At 75.0% G+C, this 14,763-nt stretch carries 15 protein-coding genes; 8 read left to right on the top strand and 7 right to left on the bottom strand.

Going from position 1 to position 14,763, the window contains the following annotated elements; all coding sequences use genetic code 11:
* Position 1: 1 nt before the first annotated feature.
* Genes PHY01_RS14145 through PHY01_RS14135 form a run of 3 tightly spaced genes read right to left on the bottom strand, consistent with a single transcriptional unit; the run spans position 2 to position 3,746 of the window.
* On the bottom strand, positions 2 to 1,780 hold the full coding sequence (locus PHY01_RS14145) for a glycoside hydrolase family 15 protein (RefSeq protein WP_141279112.1): 1,779 nt from the start codon (positions 1,778 to 1,780) through the stop codon (positions 2 to 4).
* Positions 1,777 to 3,141: a glucose-6-phosphate dehydrogenase gene (gene zwf, locus PHY01_RS14140; RefSeq protein ID WP_141279111.1), complete on the bottom strand. Its 1,365-nt coding sequence runs from the start codon at positions 3,139 to 3,141 to the stop codon at positions 1,777 to 1,779. Before zwf ends, PHY01_RS14145 begins: the two co-directional genes overlap by 4 nt.
* A 50-nt stretch (positions 3,142 to 3,191) precedes the next feature.
* Positions 3,192 to 3,746: a Uma2 family endonuclease gene (locus tag PHY01_RS14135; RefSeq protein WP_141279110.1), complete on the bottom strand. Its 555-nt coding sequence runs from the start codon at positions 3,744 to 3,746 to the stop codon at positions 3,192 to 3,194.
* A gap of 33 nt (positions 3,747 to 3,779) precedes the next feature.
* Between PHY01_RS14135 and PHY01_RS14130 the strand changes: the two genes are divergently transcribed.
* Both PHY01_RS14130 and PHY01_RS14125 read left to right on the top strand, forming a co-directional pair.
* Positions 3,780 to 4,256, top strand: a complete 477-nt coding sequence (locus tag PHY01_RS14130; RefSeq protein WP_141279109.1) for a cation:proton antiporter regulatory subunit — start codon at positions 3,780 to 3,782, stop codon at positions 4,254 to 4,256.
* 3 nt (positions 4,257 to 4,259) lie between these two features.
* On the top strand, positions 4,260 to 5,456 hold the full coding sequence (locus tag PHY01_RS14125; protein ID WP_141279108.1) for a cation:proton antiporter: 1,197 nt from the start codon (positions 4,260 to 4,262) through the stop codon (positions 5,454 to 5,456).
* Positions 5,457 to 5,570: 114 nt separating this feature from the next.
* Here PHY01_RS14125 and rsmI read toward each other — a convergent pair whose 3' ends face one another.
* Positions 5,571 to 6,425, bottom strand: a complete 855-nt coding sequence (rsmI, locus tag PHY01_RS14120; protein WP_141279107.1) for a 16S rRNA (cytidine(1402)-2'-O)-methyltransferase — start codon at positions 6,423 to 6,425, stop codon at positions 5,571 to 5,573.
* Positions 6,426 to 6,502: 77 nt separating this feature from the next.
* On the opposite strand from rsmI, the gene PHY01_RS14115 reads away from it, so the two are divergent.
* Entirely contained in the window at positions 6,503 to 8,062 is a 1,560-nt protein-coding gene (locus PHY01_RS14115) for a dolichyl-phosphate-mannose--protein mannosyltransferase (protein WP_170183816.1), read from the top strand.
* On the opposite strand, the gene PHY01_RS14110 is transcribed toward PHY01_RS14115, so the two are convergent.
* Positions 8,045 to 8,875 (bottom strand): EamA family transporter, encoded by an 831-nt coding sequence (locus PHY01_RS14110; protein WP_141279106.1) that lies wholly within the window; start codon positions 8,873 to 8,875, stop codon positions 8,045 to 8,047. The genes PHY01_RS14115 and PHY01_RS14110 overlap by 18 nt on opposite strands.
* A gap of 50 nt (positions 8,876 to 8,925) precedes the next feature.
* Between PHY01_RS14110 and PHY01_RS14105 the strand changes: the two genes are divergently transcribed.
* Complete coding sequence (locus PHY01_RS14105; protein WP_141279105.1) at positions 8,926 to 9,537, top strand: helix-turn-helix domain-containing protein; 612 nt, start codon at positions 8,926 to 8,928, stop codon at positions 9,535 to 9,537.
* A gap of 14 nt (positions 9,538 to 9,551) precedes the next feature.
* Here PHY01_RS14105 and PHY01_RS14100 read toward each other — a convergent pair whose 3' ends face one another.
* Together PHY01_RS14100 and PHY01_RS14095 are read right to left on the bottom strand one after the other, a co-directional pair.
* Positions 9,552 to 10,112 carry a hypothetical protein gene (locus PHY01_RS14100; protein WP_141279104.1) on the bottom strand — a complete coding sequence of 187 codons (561 nt, stop codon included), beginning with the start codon at positions 10,110 to 10,112 and terminating at the stop codon, positions 9,552 to 9,554.
* Positions 10,113 to 10,150: 38 nt separating this feature from the next.
* Positions 10,151 to 11,374 carry an MFS transporter gene (locus PHY01_RS14095; RefSeq protein ID WP_246085892.1) on the bottom strand — a complete coding sequence of 408 codons (1,224 nt, stop codon included), beginning with the start codon at positions 11,372 to 11,374 and terminating at the stop codon, positions 10,151 to 10,153.
* A 141-nt stretch (positions 11,375 to 11,515) separates the two neighbouring features.
* Between PHY01_RS14095 and PHY01_RS14090 the strand changes: the two genes are divergently transcribed.
* The 4 genes from PHY01_RS14090 to PHY01_RS14075 are packed head-to-tail and all read left to right on the top strand — an operon-like array spanning position 11,516 to position 14,730.
* Positions 11,516 to 13,045, top strand: a complete 1,530-nt coding sequence (locus tag PHY01_RS14090; protein WP_246085891.1) for an ABC transporter substrate-binding protein — start codon at positions 11,516 to 11,518, stop codon at positions 13,043 to 13,045.
* Between the two features lies 1 nt (position 13,046).
* Positions 13,047 to 13,988 carry an ABC transporter permease gene (locus PHY01_RS14085; protein ID WP_141279102.1) on the top strand — a complete coding sequence of 314 codons (942 nt, stop codon included), beginning with the start codon at positions 13,047 to 13,049 and terminating at the stop codon, positions 13,986 to 13,988.
* Positions 13,985 to 14,293 carry a hypothetical protein gene (locus PHY01_RS14080; RefSeq protein ID WP_141279101.1) on the top strand — a complete coding sequence of 103 codons (309 nt, stop codon included), beginning with the start codon at positions 13,985 to 13,987 and terminating at the stop codon, positions 14,291 to 14,293. Before PHY01_RS14085 ends, PHY01_RS14080 begins: the two co-directional genes overlap by 4 nt.
* Positions 14,209 to 14,730 (top strand): ABC transporter permease, encoded by a 522-nt coding sequence (locus PHY01_RS14075; protein WP_141279100.1) that lies wholly within the window; start codon positions 14,209 to 14,211, stop codon positions 14,728 to 14,730. Before PHY01_RS14080 ends, PHY01_RS14075 begins: the two co-directional genes overlap by 85 nt.
* Positions 14,731 to 14,763: the final 33 nt, after the last annotated feature.

Genomic DNA, 14,763 nt, shown 5'->3' with positions numbered 1-14,763 from the left:
CTCAGCCCAGCGCCCGGTCCAGGTTGATCGCCGCGCTGATCAGCGACAGGTGCGTGAACGCCTGGGGGAAGTTGCCGAGCTGGTCGCCGGTCAGGCCGATCTCCTCGGCGTAGAGCCCGAGGTGGTTGGCGTAGGTGAACATCTTCTCCAGCGCCACCCGCGCCTCCGGCAGCCGACCGGCCCGGGTGAGCGCCTCGACGTACCAGAACGAGCACATCGAGAACGTGCCCTCGTCGCCGTCGATGCCGTCCGGGGCGTCGTAGCGGAACACCAGCGTGTCGACGACGAGCTCCTCCTCGATCGCGCGCAGCGTCGAGGCGAACCGGGGCTCGGTCGGGGCCACGAACTTGACCATCGGCATGAGCAGCACCGATGCGTCGAGGGTCGCGGCGCCGTAGCGCTGCACGAAGGTGGCGCGCTCGGCGTCCCAGCCGCGGTCCATGATCTGGTGGTAGATCGCGTCGCGGGTGGTGGTCCAGCCGGTGAGGTCGCCGGGCAGGCCGCGGCGGCGCGCCATGCGGATCATGCGCTCCAGCGCGACCCAGCACATCAGCCGCGAGTGGACGTGGTCGCCGCGCCCGCCGCGGGTCTCCCAGATGCCCTCGTCGGGCTGGTCCCAGTGCTCCCGCAGCCAGTCGATCACCGTGCACAGGTTCTCCCAGTCGTCGTGGGAGATCCCGGCGCCGTACTTGTCGTAGAGGTAGATCGAGTCGATGATCTCGCCGTAGACGTCGAGCTGGAGCTGGTCGCCCGCCCCGTTGCCGGCCAGCACCGGTGCGGAGCCGCGGTAGCCGTCCAGGTGGTCGAGCCCGGTCTCGGCGGGCGGCGGGTCGCCGTCGATGGTGTACAGCACGCGCAGCGGGCCGCGTTCGCCGTCGCGGGGCTCGGTGAAGCGGTCGGTCAGCCAGCCGACGAACGCGTCCGCCTCGCGGGTGAACCCCATGCGCAGCAACGCGTACAGCGAGAACGCGGCGTCGCGCAGCCAGACGTAGCGGTAGTCCCAGTTGCGCTCGCCGCCGATCTCCTCGGGCAGGCCCATCGTGGGCGCGGCGACGATCGCGCCGGTCGGCTCGTGGGTGAGCAGCTTCAGCGTGATCGCCGAGCGGTGCACCATCTCGCGCCAGCGCCCGGTGTAGGTCGAGGTCGCGAGCCAGTCGCGCCAGAACTCCAGGGTGGCGGCGAACAGCCCGTCGACGCCGGACGGCGTGAGGTCGTCGGGCACCTCGTCCGCCGGGTCCCCGACGGTCAGCACGAACAGCGCGCCCTCCCCCGCCGCGAGCCGGAACTCCCCGGACGCGTCGGCGTCGCCCGCCGTCAGGTCGACCGACGCGCCGAGCGTGAGCACCAGGTCGTCGGAGGTGAACAGGACGCCGCCGGGCACGTCCTTCGCCACGGCCCGTTCGCGCCCGTACCCGGGACGCGGCGCGACGGCGGTGCGCATCACGACCTCGCCGCGGACGTTGCGCACCCGCCGCACCAGCTGCTGCGGCCCGTCGCCGACCGGCATGAAGTCCTGGCACTCGACGATCCCGTGCTCGGTGAGGAAGCGGGTGACCAGCACCGCGGAGTCCGGGTAGTAGAACTGGGTGCGCGAGGCGACCTCGCAGGTCGGGGCCATCGTCCAGTGCCCACCGCGCTCGGTGTCGAGGACGGCGGCGAACACGCTGGGCGCGTCGAAGCGGCCGGGGCAGAACCAGTCGACGGTGCCGTCGGTGCCCACCAGCGCGGCCGAGCGCAGGTCGCCGACCAGCCCGTGCTCGGCGATCGGGAGGTCGGTCATCCCGGCAGCCGCCAGCCGCGCTCCCCGGCCAGGTCGAGCGCCTCCTGCGGCCCCCAGGACCCGGGCTCGTAGACCTGGGCGGTGGGCGGGTCGGCCAGCACCGGATCGCACAGCTCCCACAGCCGCTCGACCTCGCGGGTGCTGGTGAACAGCGTGTGGTCACCGGCCATCGCGTCGAGCAGCAGCTTCTCGTAGGCCTCGAGCGAGTCCTCCCCGCCGAAGCGCACCGAGAGGGTGTGCGGCTCGAGTGCGAGGTCCGGGCCCGGGGTCTTGGTGCGGATGTCGAGGGAGATGCGCGGGGAGTCGGTCAGCTCCAGCACCAGCTCGTTCGGGGCGCCGCCGGTCTCCCCCGCGAACATCGCCAGCGGCGGCTCGCGGAATCCGAGCGTGATCGTCCGCCGGGTCGCGCCCAGGCACTTGCCGGTGCGCAGCAGGAACGGCACGCCCTCCCACCGCGGGTTGTCGACGAACGCCTCGATCGCCACGAACGTCTCGACGCGCGAGTCGTCGTCGACGCCGTCCTCGTCGCGGTAGCCCGCGTACTGCCCGAACACGACCCGCTCCGGGTCCAGCGGCCGGACCGCGCCGAACACCTCGGCCTTGCGCTCGTGCAGCGCGCCGGCGTCGAGGGCGGGCGGGGGCTCCAGCGCAACGAACCCCAGCAGCTGGAACAGGTGCGTGGAGATCATGTCGCGGAACGTGCCGGTGGACTCCATGAACGACGCCCGGCCCTCGATCCCGATCTCCTCGGGCACGTCGATCTGGACGTAGGCCACGTGCCGGGCGTTCCAGACCGGCTCCATCAGCCCGTTGCCGAAGCGCAGCGCGAGGATGTTCTGCACCGACTCCTTGCCCAGGAAGTGGTCGATGCGGAAGACGTCGTCCTCGGCGAAGGTGCCCAGGACGGCCCGGTTGAGCGAGCGCGCCGAGTCCAGGTCGCTGCCGAACGGCTTCTCCAGCACCAGGTGCGCGCGCTGCGCGAGGCCGGTCGCGTCGAGCATGGCGATCATCGGTTCCATCGCCGACGGGGGCACCGAGAGGTAGAGCAGCCGCCGCACGTCGCCGCCGCCGAGCTCCTTCTCCGCCTGCTCGACGGCGGCCGCGAGCTCGTCGCCGTCGTCCGCGGAGGAGACGACGAACCGGACGCCCTCGGCGAACTCCGCCCATCCCTCGCCCGCGTCCTCGGGCTCGACGGACGCGCGGAACTCCTCGTCGGAGCCCGGGGAGTGGCGCCCGGTGCCGATGATCCGGACGTCGGGGAGCAGGCCCGAGCAGTGCAGGCGGAACAGGCCGGGGAACAGCTTGCGCTTCGCCAGGTCGCCGGACGCGCCGAACAGGACCAGGACGTGGGGTGACGTCATGAACACCTCTACCCGTGATCCACCGCCGCCCAACCGTGCGGCGCACGGTGTCACACGTCGGCGGACCCGCCGTCCCAGGTCAGCCGCAGGGCGTCGGGCACGGCCCGGACCCGCACACCGAGGACGTCGGAGGCCAGCTCCCCGGCCGCGTCGGCCTGGACGGGCAGCAACCGGTCCTCGACCAGGCGGTACAGCTCGGCCCGGCGCGGCGTCGGGTGCAGCACCAGCACCTCGCGGACGCCCAGGGCGGCGAAGAACGGCAGCTTGCGGTAGGTCTCGTCGTCCTCGGAGCGGACCTCCACGACGAGCTCGGCACCCTCGGCGCCGCGGTCGCTGAGGTGCTCGGGGCGGCAGTAGAGCTGGTCGGGCACGCGATAGTCGTCGGCGGTGCGGAACAGGCCGGTCTCCATCCGGGGCACCAGCCCGCGGGCCTTCGCCACACCGAACATCATCCCGAAGAACTCACTGCTCAGACCCTGGTGCGGTCCTCCGGCCGGTGGGACCACGTGCAGCACTCCGTCCCACATCTCGTCGCGGCCGTCGAGGCCCAGCCGGCGGCGCTCGTCGAGCAGCGCCTGCGGGGCCTCCAACATGACGACGCGCATGTCGCGCAGTGTACGGCGGTTATCGTGGGCGCCGTGAACGTCGAGGTGACCCCGCTCCCGGGGATCGGGGTACGCAAGGACTTCGCGCTGCGCGGTGGGCGGCGCGTCGGCGTGGTGACGCACCGCGACGGCAAGATCGAGCTGATCGTCTCCCACGAGGACGACCCGGACGCCTGCCTCGCCGAGATCGGGCTGTCCGCGGACGAGGCCGCCGCGCTGGCCAACCTCCTGGGCGCGCCCCAGCTCGTCGCGCAGCTGCGCGAGGAGCACGCCGAGCTGCCGGGGATCCACACCCGGCAGATCCCGGTCGGGCCGCCGTTCGACGGGCGCACGCTGGGCGACACCGCCCTACGCACGCGCACCGGGGTGTCCGTCGTCGCGGTGATGCGCGCGGGCCAGGTCCATCCGTCCCCCGGGCCGGACTTCACCCTGACCGCCGGCGACCTGATGGTCACCGTCGGCACGACGGAAGGGCTCGACGACGCCGTCGCGATCCTGAAGAAGGGCTGACCCGTGGAGGAATCGGCCCTGCACCTGCTGGAGCTCGGCGCCGTCTTCTTCGTGCTCGGGCTGCTGGGCCGCCTCGCCGGCCGGATCGGGCTCTCGCCGATCCCGCTCTACCTGGTCGGCGGCCTCGCCTTCGGCAACGGCGGGATCGTCCCGCTCGGCGGCATCGAGGAGTTCACGACCCTGGCCGGTGAGGTCGGCGTCGTGCTGCTGCTCCTGCTGCTCGGGCTGGAGTACTCCGCGGCCGAGCTCGTCACCGGGCTGAAGCGGTCCTGGACGGCCGGGCTGCTCGACATCGTGCTCAACGCCGCACCGGGCGTCGCCGTGGCACTGGTGCTGGGGTGGGGGCCGGTCGGGGCGCTGGTGCTCGGCGGCGTCACCTACATCTCCTCGTCCGGGATCATCGCCAAGGTGCTCGGCGACCTGGGCCGCCTGGGCAACCGCGAGACCCCGGTCGTGCTGTCGATCCTCGTGTTCGAGGACCTCGTCATGGCCGTCTACCTGCCGATCCTCACCGCGGTGCTGATCGGGGTGTCGCTGGTCGGCGGGCTCACCGCCGTCGGGGTCTCGGTGGCGGTGCTGGCCGTCGTGCTGCTGGTGGCGCTGCGCTACGGCCGCTACGTCTCCGCGCTCGTCGACTCCCCGGACCGCGAGGTCTTCCTGCTCAAGGTGCTCGGGCTCGCGCTGCTCGTCGCCGGGTTCGCCCAGGCCATGCAGGTCTCGGCCGCGGTGGGGGCGTTCCTGCTCGGCATCGCGATCTCCGGGTCCACCGCGGAGAACGCCACGAAGCTGCTCGAACCGCTGCGCGACCTGTTCGCCGCGGTGTTCTTCGTCGTGTTCGGGCTCAACACCGACCCCTCCACGATCCCCGCCATGCTCGGCTGGGCCGTCGTGCTCGCCGTCTCCACCACCGTCACCAAGATCGCGACGGGCTGGTGGGCCGCCCGGCGGCAGGGCATCGGCCCGCTCGGCCGCGCCCGGGCCGGAGCCGCGCTCGTCGCGCGTGGCGAGTTCTCCATCGTCATCGCCGGGCTGGCGGTGAGCTACGCCGCCGTCGACGACCGGCTCGCCGCCCTGGCCACCACCTACGTCCTGCTGATGGCGGTGATCGGCCCGGTCGCCGCCCGCGTGGTGGAGCCGGTGGCCCGCCGGGTGCTGTCCCCCGCCCGTCGCCCGGCCGTGGCCCCGACCGCGGGCACCTGACCGACACGCCCCCCCCGGCCCGCCCGCGCCCCGGTTGCAGTGGGGTGGCTCTACTGCAACCGGGTTGGAGTGAAGCCACCCCACTGCAACCCGGGGGGGGCGGGGGGGCGGGGGTCAGGTGCGGGCGGCCAGTGCCGCTTCGTACAGGTCGCGTTTGGCCACCCCGGCCGCCACGGCCACGGCGGCGACGGCGTCCTTGAGCCGCTCGCCGTCGGCCACCCGCTCGGCCACCGCGTCGACCAGCGACTCCACCGTCGGCGCGGCCGACGGGGCGGCGCCGGCCAGCACCACCGTGATCTCCCCGCGCACCGGCCCCTCCCGCGCCCACGCCGCCAGCTCCGCGAGCGGGCCGCGCAGCACCTCCTCGTGCTTCTTGGTCAGCTCCCGGCAGACCGCGGCGCGGCGGTCGGGGCCCAGCACGTCGACGGCGGCGGCGAGGGTGTCGGCCAGGCGGTGCGGCGACTCGAAGAACACCACGGCGCGGGGCTCGGCGAGCAGCGTCGTCAGCCAGCGCGTGCGCTCCCCGCCCCGGCGCGGCGCGAAGCCCTCGAAGCAGAACCGCTCCACCGGCAGCCCGGAGAGCACCAGCGCGGTCGTGACGGCCGAGGGCCCCGGCAGGCAGGTGACCGGCAGCCCCTCGTCGGCGGCCGCCGCGACGAGCCGGTAGCCGGGGTCGGACACCGCGGGCATCCCGGCGTCGGACACGAGCAGCACGGTGCGCCCGGCGCGCACGTCGTCGAGCAGGCCGGGCAGGCGGGAGGTCTCGACGGCGTCGTAGTGGCTGATCACCTTCCCGCCGACGGCGACGCCGAGCGCCGCGGCGAGCGACCGGAAGCGGCGCGTGTCCTCGGCGGCGACGACGTCGGCACCGGCGATCGCCTCCCGCAGCCGCGCCGACGCGTCGCGCGCGTCACCGAGCGGAGTGGCCGCCACGACCAGCATCCCGGGTGGTTCGGCGTCGGTCGGCATGTGACCCACCCTACGAGCGGCCTACCATCGGGCCGGTGACCGACCGCTCCCTCGCCGCGCGGACCCGCGTGGCGACGGTGCCGGTCGAGGACCGGACGCCGACGCCGGGCAGCGTCCCCCTCGGCCCCGAACCGCCGCTGACGCCCGCGCCCCCGCTGACGCCCGCGCTCCTCGGTGCCCCGCCGCCCACCGACCGGCTGCGCGGCTGGGTGGTCGCGATCGGGCTGGCGCTGGTGGCGCTGGTGGTCCGGTTCCACGACCTCGGGCGGGTCACCGACGGCGGCACGCCGGTCTTCGACGAGAAGCACTACGTGCCGCAGGCCTGGCAGATGCTGCGCAACGGCGGCGTCGAGGACAACCCGGGCTTCGAGCTGATCGTGCACCCGCCGCTGGGCAAGCAGCTCATCGCGCTGGGCGAGCTGGCCTTCGGCTACGACGGGTTCGGCTGGCGCGCGGCGTCGGCGTTCTCCGGCGTGCTGGCCGTCCTGCTGATCGTGCGGGTGGCGCGGCGGCTCACCCGCTCGACGCTGCTCGGCGCGGTCGCGGGCGTGCTGCTGATCGGCGACGGCCTGTCGCACGTGCAGTCGCGGATGGGCATGCTCGACTCGTTCGCGGCGCTGTTCGTCCTCGCCGCGTTCGCCACCCTGGTCCGTGACCGCGACGACGTGCGCGAGCGGATGGCGCTCGCCGTCGCCCAGGGGCGGATCGACGACACCCCGTACGGCCCGCGGCTGGGCTGGCGCTGGTGGCGCCTGGCCACCGGGGTGCTGCTCGGGCTGGGCTGCGCGGTGAAGTGGTCGGGGCTGTACTGGCTGGCCGCGTTCGCCGTCCTGGCCGTGGTCTGGGACCTCACGGCCCGGCGCTCCGCGGGCGTGCGGCACCCGTGGCGGGGCACGGTGGTGCGCGACCTGGGCCCCGCGCTGTGGGCGCTGGCCGTGGTGCCGGTGCTCGCCTACCTGTCGGGCTGGTGGGCGTGGTTCGGCAGCGAGACCGCGATCGACCGCTACGCCGAGGGCGGCCCGGGCTTCCTGCCCGCCCCGCTGCGCGCGCTCGCCTACTACAGCAGCCAGGTGCTGGAGTTCCACGCCGGGCTCACCACCGCGGTGAGCGGCGAGCACCCGTGGGAGTCCAAGCCGTGGACGTGGCCGATGGGGCTGCGCCCGATGCTCTACTACTTCGCCTCCGGCGAGCAGGTCGGCGGCTGCGGCACCGGCGACTGCGTCAGCGCCGTCATGCTCCTCGGCACCCCGGCGCTGTGGTGGCCCGCGTTCGCGGTGCTGGGGCTCGCGGTCTGGCGCGTCGCCACCCGGCACGACTGGCGCTACGCCGCGGTCCTCGTCGGCTACGGCGCGGGCATCCTGCCGTGGTTCGTCAACATCGACCGCCAGATGTACTTCTTCTACATGGCCCCGGTGGTCCCGTTCCTGGTGCTGGGCACGGTGCTCGTGATGGGCGAGATCCTCGGCCGCGCCGACGCCCCGCGCGAGCGCCGCCAGACCGGGGTGCTGCTGGTCGGGCTGTGGGTGGGGCTGGTCGTCGCCAACTTCGCGTGGCTCTGGCCGATCATGAACGGCGTGCCGATCACGCAGGAGATGTGGGACGCCCAGCTCTGGCTGCCCTCATGGCGCGCCCAGTGACAGCAGCGCGCTCGCCGTCAGCGCGAGGCCGGCGGAGGCCAGCTGCGCCCGGGTCAGCCGCTCGTGCAGCACGATCCGGGCGAGCAGCACCACCACGACCGGGTAGAGCGACACCAGCACCGCACTGACGCCCAGGTCGCCGGTGCGGGTGGCCAGCAGGAACAGGACGTTGGCGGCCGAGTCGAACAGCCCGCTGAGCACGACCAGCCCCCACGCCCCGCGAGTCCCTCCCGTTCCGGCCCCGAGTCCCACCACCAGCGCCCCGAGCAGTGCCACCGACACCGCCCGACCGGCCAGCAGCGGCCACAGCCCCGAGCCGGGCGGCGTGGCGTCGAGGCCGACGAAGAACAGCCCGAACCCCACCCCGGCGCCCAGCCCGAGCAGCACGCCGCGCACGGCCACCGCGTCGCGGGTGCCCGCCGTCGCCAGCACGATCGCGACGAGGGCCGTGGCCAGCCCGGCCACGGTCGCGGCGCCGAGCCGCTCCCCGCCCGCCAGCCCGACCAGCAGCGGCAACCCGGCCCCGACCACCGCCGACAGCGGCGCGACGACGCCCATCGGCCCGACGGCGAGGCCGCGGAAGTACAGCAGCAGGCCCGACGCCCCGGCGATCCCCGCCAGCGCCCCGGTCCCCAGCGCCGCACCCGTCGGCGCGCCCGGCACCAGCAGCACGGCCGGGACCAGCGCGACCAGGCCGACCAGCTGCGCGCCCGCCGTGACGCCCAGGACACCCGCCCGTCGGGTCGCCAGGCCGCCGGCGAAGTCGGCGATGCCGTAGGTGACGGCGGCAGGCAGGGCGAAGGCCACGGACATGCCCCGAAAGTACATCAGAGTGTCCGAAGAAGTACTGCATAATGCTCGCCATGCAGTCCCCCGACGACGTCGCCGCCGCGGTCGGCCGCAACGTCCGCGCGCTGCGGCAGCAGCGCCGCATGACGATCGACGCGCTCGCCGCCGCGTCCGGCGTCAGCCGCGGCACGGTGATCCAGATCGAGACCGCGCGGGGGAACCCGAGCATCGGCACGCTGGTCGCGCTGGCCGCGGCGCTGCGGGTGGGCGTCGCGTCGCTGGTCGACGGCGACGGCGCCCCGCGGGTGGTCGTGCGCCGCGCCGCCGAGGCCGCCACCCTGTGGAGCAGCGCCGCGGGCAGCAGCGCGGTGTTCCGGATCGGCACCGACCCGCCCGACGTCGTCGAGCTGTGGGACTGGACGCTGCAGCCCGGCGACGGGTTCGACGGCGAGGCGCACCCGATGGGCACCGTGGAGGTCCTGACGGTGCGGTCGGGCCGCCTGGACCTGCGGGTCGGCACCGCCGCCCACGAGCTGGACGCGGGCGACACCGTGATGTTCCAGGCCCACGCCCCGCACCGCTACGCCGGCGGGGGGGACGAGCCGGTGCGGTTCGTGATGGTCGTCCTGCAGCCCGGTGACGCCGGGCTGGTGCCGCCCACCAGCATCGCGGAGGCCCAGCCGTGACCGGCCCGCTGTGATCAGCAGCCGGCGGTGCCCCGGTGGACGGGGTCGACCAGCAACGTCACCGGCTCGACCCGCGAGACCAGCACGCAGCCGCCGGTGCGGACCGCCACCTCGTCGGCGCCGCGGAAGGACACCTCGTCCGGCGCCGCCCCCTCCGGCTCGCCCAGCCACACCGGCGACTCCTGCTCGAACGGCCCGGCGCCCGACCGCAGCACCACCCGGAACACCGTGTCGATCGTGAACGGCTCGCCCTCCAGCACCACCAGCCGCCGGTCCCCCGACGCCACCTCCGCGACCGCGCCGCGCTCGTCGTCGAGGCCGATGGTCAGGTAGGCCACCGCCGCCCAGCCGACGGCCCCGATCCCGCCGACGACCAGCACGAGCACCCGGAGCGCATAGATCCGGACGGCGACGGCGAGCGTGAGCGTGACCAGCACGATCGTCGCCAGCACCGTCGCGGCGACGAACCACTGCGCGTGCCGCAGGTGGAACGGGTCGAGCACGGCGAGGCCGGCCAGCAGGGCGGCGAGGATCGCGATCGCGGCCAGGACCAGTGCCCGGCGCAGGGTCGTCATCCCGGGGAGACTAGAGCGGGCGGTCAGGCGCAACCCGCTCACCCGTTCAGCGCACCGCGGCGGGCCAGCAGCCCGATCACCAGCGCACTGGCCATCGGCACGGCGGCGAGCACCAGCCACGCCACCACCGGAGGGGCGGTCGCGGGGTCGAGCAGGGCGCCGACGACGGTGCTGCCGACCAGCACCGCGACGCCGCCCGCGGAGGCGAGCACCCCGAAGTACGCCCCCAGCCTGCGCTCGGCGGCCAGCACCGGCACCAACGCCTGGGCGATGGGCCCGGCCAGCATCTGCCCCGCGGTGAGCAGGACGACGAAGCCGACCGCGGGCCACACCCCGGCGGGGGCGGCGGGCAGCGCCAGCGCGACGAGGAGGGCGGCGGCGGACATCAGCCCGAAGCCCAGGACGATCGGCTGCCCGGGCGGGCGGCGGCGCGCCCAGCGGGTGGTCGGCACCTGCCCGCCGATCACCAGCACCGCGGCCAGCGCGAACAGCCAGCCCAGCGCGGCCTGCCCGCCGGTGCCGCGCTCCAGCTCGACGGGCAGCGCCAGGTAGAGCTGGTTGTAGCAGAGCAGGTAGCCGGAGTAGCCCGCGGCGAAGGCCAGGAAGCGGCGGTTGCGCAGCACCTCGGCCCATCCGTCGAGCACCGGCTCGCCGGCGTGCGCGGCGGCGCGGCGCGGCAGCCACGCCAGGTGCGCCAGCCCGATCAGCACGAACGCCGCCGCGGCGACGGCGCAGGCCAGGCCGAAGTCGACGAGCAGCAGGGCCGCCCCGACCAGCGGCCCGACCACCGTGCCGACCTGCCCGCTGACGGCGAACATCGCGAACACCTCCGCCCGGGTCGGCCCGCCGACCGGCAGCTCGCCCGCCTCCCTGGCCAGCGCGGACTCGACGGCCGGGGAGAACAGCGCGGCCGCGAACCCCGTCAGCAGGGCCCCGGCGAGCACGCCGGGCAGCGTGGTCGCGACGCCGAGCAGCCCGAACCCCGCGACGCGCAGCGCGCACCCGGCCAGGATCACCGGCTTCGCGCCCCACCTGTCGGCCAGGGTGCCGCCGACGACGAACAGGCCCTGCTGGCTGAAGGTGCGCAGCCCCAGCACCAGCCCCACCAGCCCGCCGGCCAGCGCCAGATCGGTCGCCAGGTGCACCGCGAGGTAGGGCACGACCATGTAGAAGCCCACGTTGAAGGCCAGCTGGGTGGCCACGAGCAGGCGCATGACGGCGGGCAGCGACCCGAAGCCGGAGCGGCGGTGCGCCACGTCCACGATCACCACTCATTCGCATTGCCGAATACATGCATTAGCACTTCGGTACCTGATGCAGGAGGATAATCACAAGCGTTGACCTCGGCGGCGCGGTGACCACAGAATCCGCCGACCCCGTTCCCCGTGAGAGGCAGGCACCGCGTGCACCCGATCCGAGCCCGGGCCTGCGCCCTGGTCCTGCTGGCCTGCCTGCTCACCGCGTGCGGCGGCGCCGCGCCGGCGTCGAGCGGCGTCGCCGTCCCCGACGGCGCGGTGACCATCGGCCTGCCGTTCCCGCCGCGTTCGGGCCTCGCGATCGACACCGACGACGCCTTCCTGCTCACCCAGCTCGGCGCCACCGAGACCCTCGTGGGCCTGGACGCCGACCGGCAGCCGCAGCCGGGCCTGGCCACCGAGTGGTCGCAGACCGACCCCACCACCTGGCGCTTCACCCTGCGCCCCGGCGTGGTCTTCCACGACGGCACACCCCTGACGGCCGACGCCGTCGTGAACGCGCTGGGCTACGTCACCGGGGCCGCCGCGCCGCCGCGGGCCGTCGCGGGCGCCGGGATCACCACCACGGCCGACGGCGACGCCGTGGTGGTGCGCACCGCCGCGCCGGACCCGATCCTGCCGCTGCGCCTGAGCGCCCCGGGCACCGCGGTCCTCGCCCCGTCCGCCTACTCCGCGGGCGGCCCGCCCACGGTCGTCGGCACCGGCACCGGCCTGCTGCGGATCACCGCGGCGGACCCGGCGCAGGGCATCACGCTGGAGCGCTTCGAGCAGTACTGGGGCGAGCGGGCCCAGGTGGCGACGGTGACCGCGCGCTACCTGCCCGACCCCTCCGCCCGGGCACTGGCCTTCCGCGCCGGCGACGTCGACATCGTGCTCGGCCTGCCCGAGCCCGCCGTGCTGGAGCTGCAGGCCGCCCCGGACGTGCAGGTGCAGACGGTCCCGACGCCCCGTACGGCGAGCCTGTACCTCAACCAGTCCGCGCCGCCGTTCGCCGATGCGGCGGTCCGGCGGGCCGTCGCACTGGCCGTCGACCGCACCGCGCTCGGCGAGCAGGCGCTGGCCGGTTCGGCGCTGCCCGCGTCGGAGATCTTCGGCCCCGCGGTGCCGTGGGGTGCCGACGGCCCGGCCCCGGCGGCCGACCCGGCCGCGGCCGCGGCGCTGCTCGCGCAGGCCGGCTTCGGGCCGGACTCCCCGCTCACCGTGCGGCTGTGGACCTACCCGAACCGGCCCGAGCTCCCGACGCTGGCCACCGCCGTCCAGGCGATGCTGGCCGAGGCCGGCATCACCGCCGAGATCGAGATCGGCGACTACGCCGCGCAGGAGCCCGAGGTGCTCGCCGGGCGCTACGACATGCTGCTGCTCTCGCGCAACCTGCTCACCGACCTGCCCGACGCGGCCGGGGTGCTGCGCAGCGACTACGGCTGCGCGGGCACCTACAACCTCAACCGGTACTGCTCCCCGGAGTTCGACGCGCTGGTCGACGGCCTGGTCGACGTCACCGACGTGGCGCAGCGGCAGGAGGTGTTCGCCCGGGCGGCGCAGCTGCTGGCGGACGGCGACGTCGGCGTGCCGCTGGTGCACACCGTGGACAGCTCGGCGACCCGCGGCGTCACCGGCTTCGTCGCCGACCCGAGCGGGCGGGTGCTGGTCACCCCGGAGCTGGCCCGAACGGGCTGACGTGTCGGGCACCCTCGGCAGGCGCCTGCTCCCGCTGCCCCTGGTCCTGCTGGGCACCTCGGCACTGGTGTTCCTGCTGCCCCGCGCGTCCGGCCTCGACACCACCCGCACGGTGCTGCGGGCGCGCATCGCCGACTCGGTGCCCGACCCGGCGGTCACCGAGCGCGTGACCCGCGAGCTCGGGCTCGACGGCCCGCTGTGGCAGCAGTACCTGCTGTGGCTGGGCTCGGTGCTGCGCGGTGACCTCGGGCTGTCGTTCTCCACCCGCACCGCCGTGGCCCCGCAGCTCGTCGCGGCGCTCGGGGTGTCGGCGCTGGTCACGGCCGCGGCGCTGCTGCTCGCCGGGCTCGTCGGGATCCCCGCGGGGGTCGCCGCGGCCCGGCGGCCCGGCGGTCCGGTCGACCGGACGGTCACGACGCTGTCGGTGCTGGGCGCCGCGGTCCCCGAGTTCATCCTCGCCCCGCTGCTGGTGCTGGTGTTCGCGGTCGCGCTGCCCCTGCTGCCCGCGGCCGGGTGGGGCACCCCGGCGGCCGCCGTGCTGCCGGTCGTCACGCTCGCGCTGTTCCCGGCGGCGCTCGCCGCCCAGCTCACCCGCGCCGAGACCGCCGACGTGCTGGGCGCCCTGCACGTGCGTGCCGCCAGGGCGCGCGGGTTCACCGAGCGGCGGCTGTTGTGGGTGCACGCCGCACGCCGGTCGTTGACGTCGGTGACGGCGCTGTCGGGCACCTTCTTCGCGGGGCTGCTGGGCGGGTCGGTGGTGGTGGAGGTGGTGTTCGCCGTGCCCGGCCTGGGCCGGCTGCTCTACGACGCCGTCCTGGCCCAGGACCTGCCGACGGTGCAGGGCGGGCTGCTGGTCCTGGTGACGATCGCGGTGCTGGTCACGATCGTCACCGAGCTCGGGCAGCTCGCGATCGACCCGGTCGCCCGCCGGGCGGCCCGGTGAGGCGCCGCGCCCCCGCGGTGGCGCTGGGCGCGCTGGCCGCCGTGCTGCTGGTCGCGGCCCTGCTCCCGCTCGACGCCGTGGGCAACGACCTCGCGAACCGGTTCGCCCCGCCGTCCCCGGCCCACCCGCTGGGCACCGACCACCTGGGCCGCGACGTGTTCGCCCGCCTCGCCGCGGGCACCCGCCTGTCGGTGGGGTTCACCGTGGTCGCCGTCGCGGTGTGCGCGTCGTCGACGTGCTGGTGGCCGTGCCGTCGATCGTGTTCGCCCTGGTGCTCACGACCCTGCTCTCCCCCGGCCCCCTGACGCTGCTGATCGCCGTGGTCGCCACGGGCTGGACCCCGTTCGCCCGCCTCGCCCTCGGGCTGACGGTGCGCGAGGCCGGCACCGGCTACGTCCGCAGCGCCACGGCGCTGGGCGCCGGGCCCGGGCGCATCGTGTTCCGCCACGTCCTGCCCAACGCGATCCGCCCGCTCACCGCGCACGCGTTCCTGCGCTTCGCCTCCACCCTGCTGACGATCGCCGGGCTGTCGTTCCTCGGTCTCGGGCCGCAGCCGCCGACCGCCGAGTGGGGCGCGATGCTCGACGAGGCCCGCCCGTACCTGTTCCTCCGGCCAGGGCTGGTACTGGCGCCCGCGGTGGCCATCGTGGGCGTCGCGTTCGTCGTCACCGTGGCCGGGCGGGCGCTGGAGCGGCGTTGGAGCGGCGGGAAGGCCTTCCGCGAGCCGATCGGGCCGCACTAACCTGCATGTGCAGGTAATCGGCAACAACACAGA

Source organism: Pseudonocardia hydrocarbonoxydans (genome assembly GCF_006539565.1).
GTDB lineage: Bacteria > Actinomycetota > Actinomycetes > Mycobacteriales > Pseudonocardiaceae > Pseudonocardia > Pseudonocardia hydrocarbonoxydans.
The sequence above is the reverse complement of the archived record's forward strand: the minus strand, read 5'-3'. Positions and strand labels throughout refer to the sequence as shown.

What these genes read in the sequence shown, in the direction of transcription:
- PHY01_RS14145 (WP_141279112.1), bottom strand. Translation starts at nt 1,780, where the DNA reads ATGACCGACCTCCCGATCGCCGAGCACGGGCTGGTCGGCGACCTGCGC.
- zwf (WP_141279111.1), bottom strand. Translation starts at nt 3,141, where the DNA reads ATGACGTCACCCCACGTCCTGGTCCTGTTCGGCGCGTCCGGCGACCTG.
- PHY01_RS14135 (WP_141279110.1), bottom strand. Translation starts at nt 3,746, where the DNA reads ATGCGCGTCGTCATGTTGGAGGCCCCGCAGGCGCTGCTCGACGAGCGC.
- rsmI (WP_141279107.1), bottom strand. Translation starts at nt 6,425, where the DNA reads ATGCCGACCGACGCCGAACCACCCGGGATGCTGGTCGTGGCGGCCACT.
- PHY01_RS14110 (WP_141279106.1), bottom strand. Translation starts at nt 8,875, where the DNA reads ATGTCCGTGGCCTTCGCCCTGCCTGCCGCCGTCACCTACGGCATCGCC.
- PHY01_RS14105 (WP_141279105.1), top strand. Translation starts at nt 8,926, where the DNA reads ATGCAGTCCCCCGACGACGTCGCCGCCGCGGTCGGCCGCAACGTCCGC.
- PHY01_RS14100 (WP_141279104.1), bottom strand. Translation starts at nt 10,112, where the DNA reads ATGACGACCCTGCGCCGGGCACTGGTCCTGGCCGCGATCGCGATCCTC.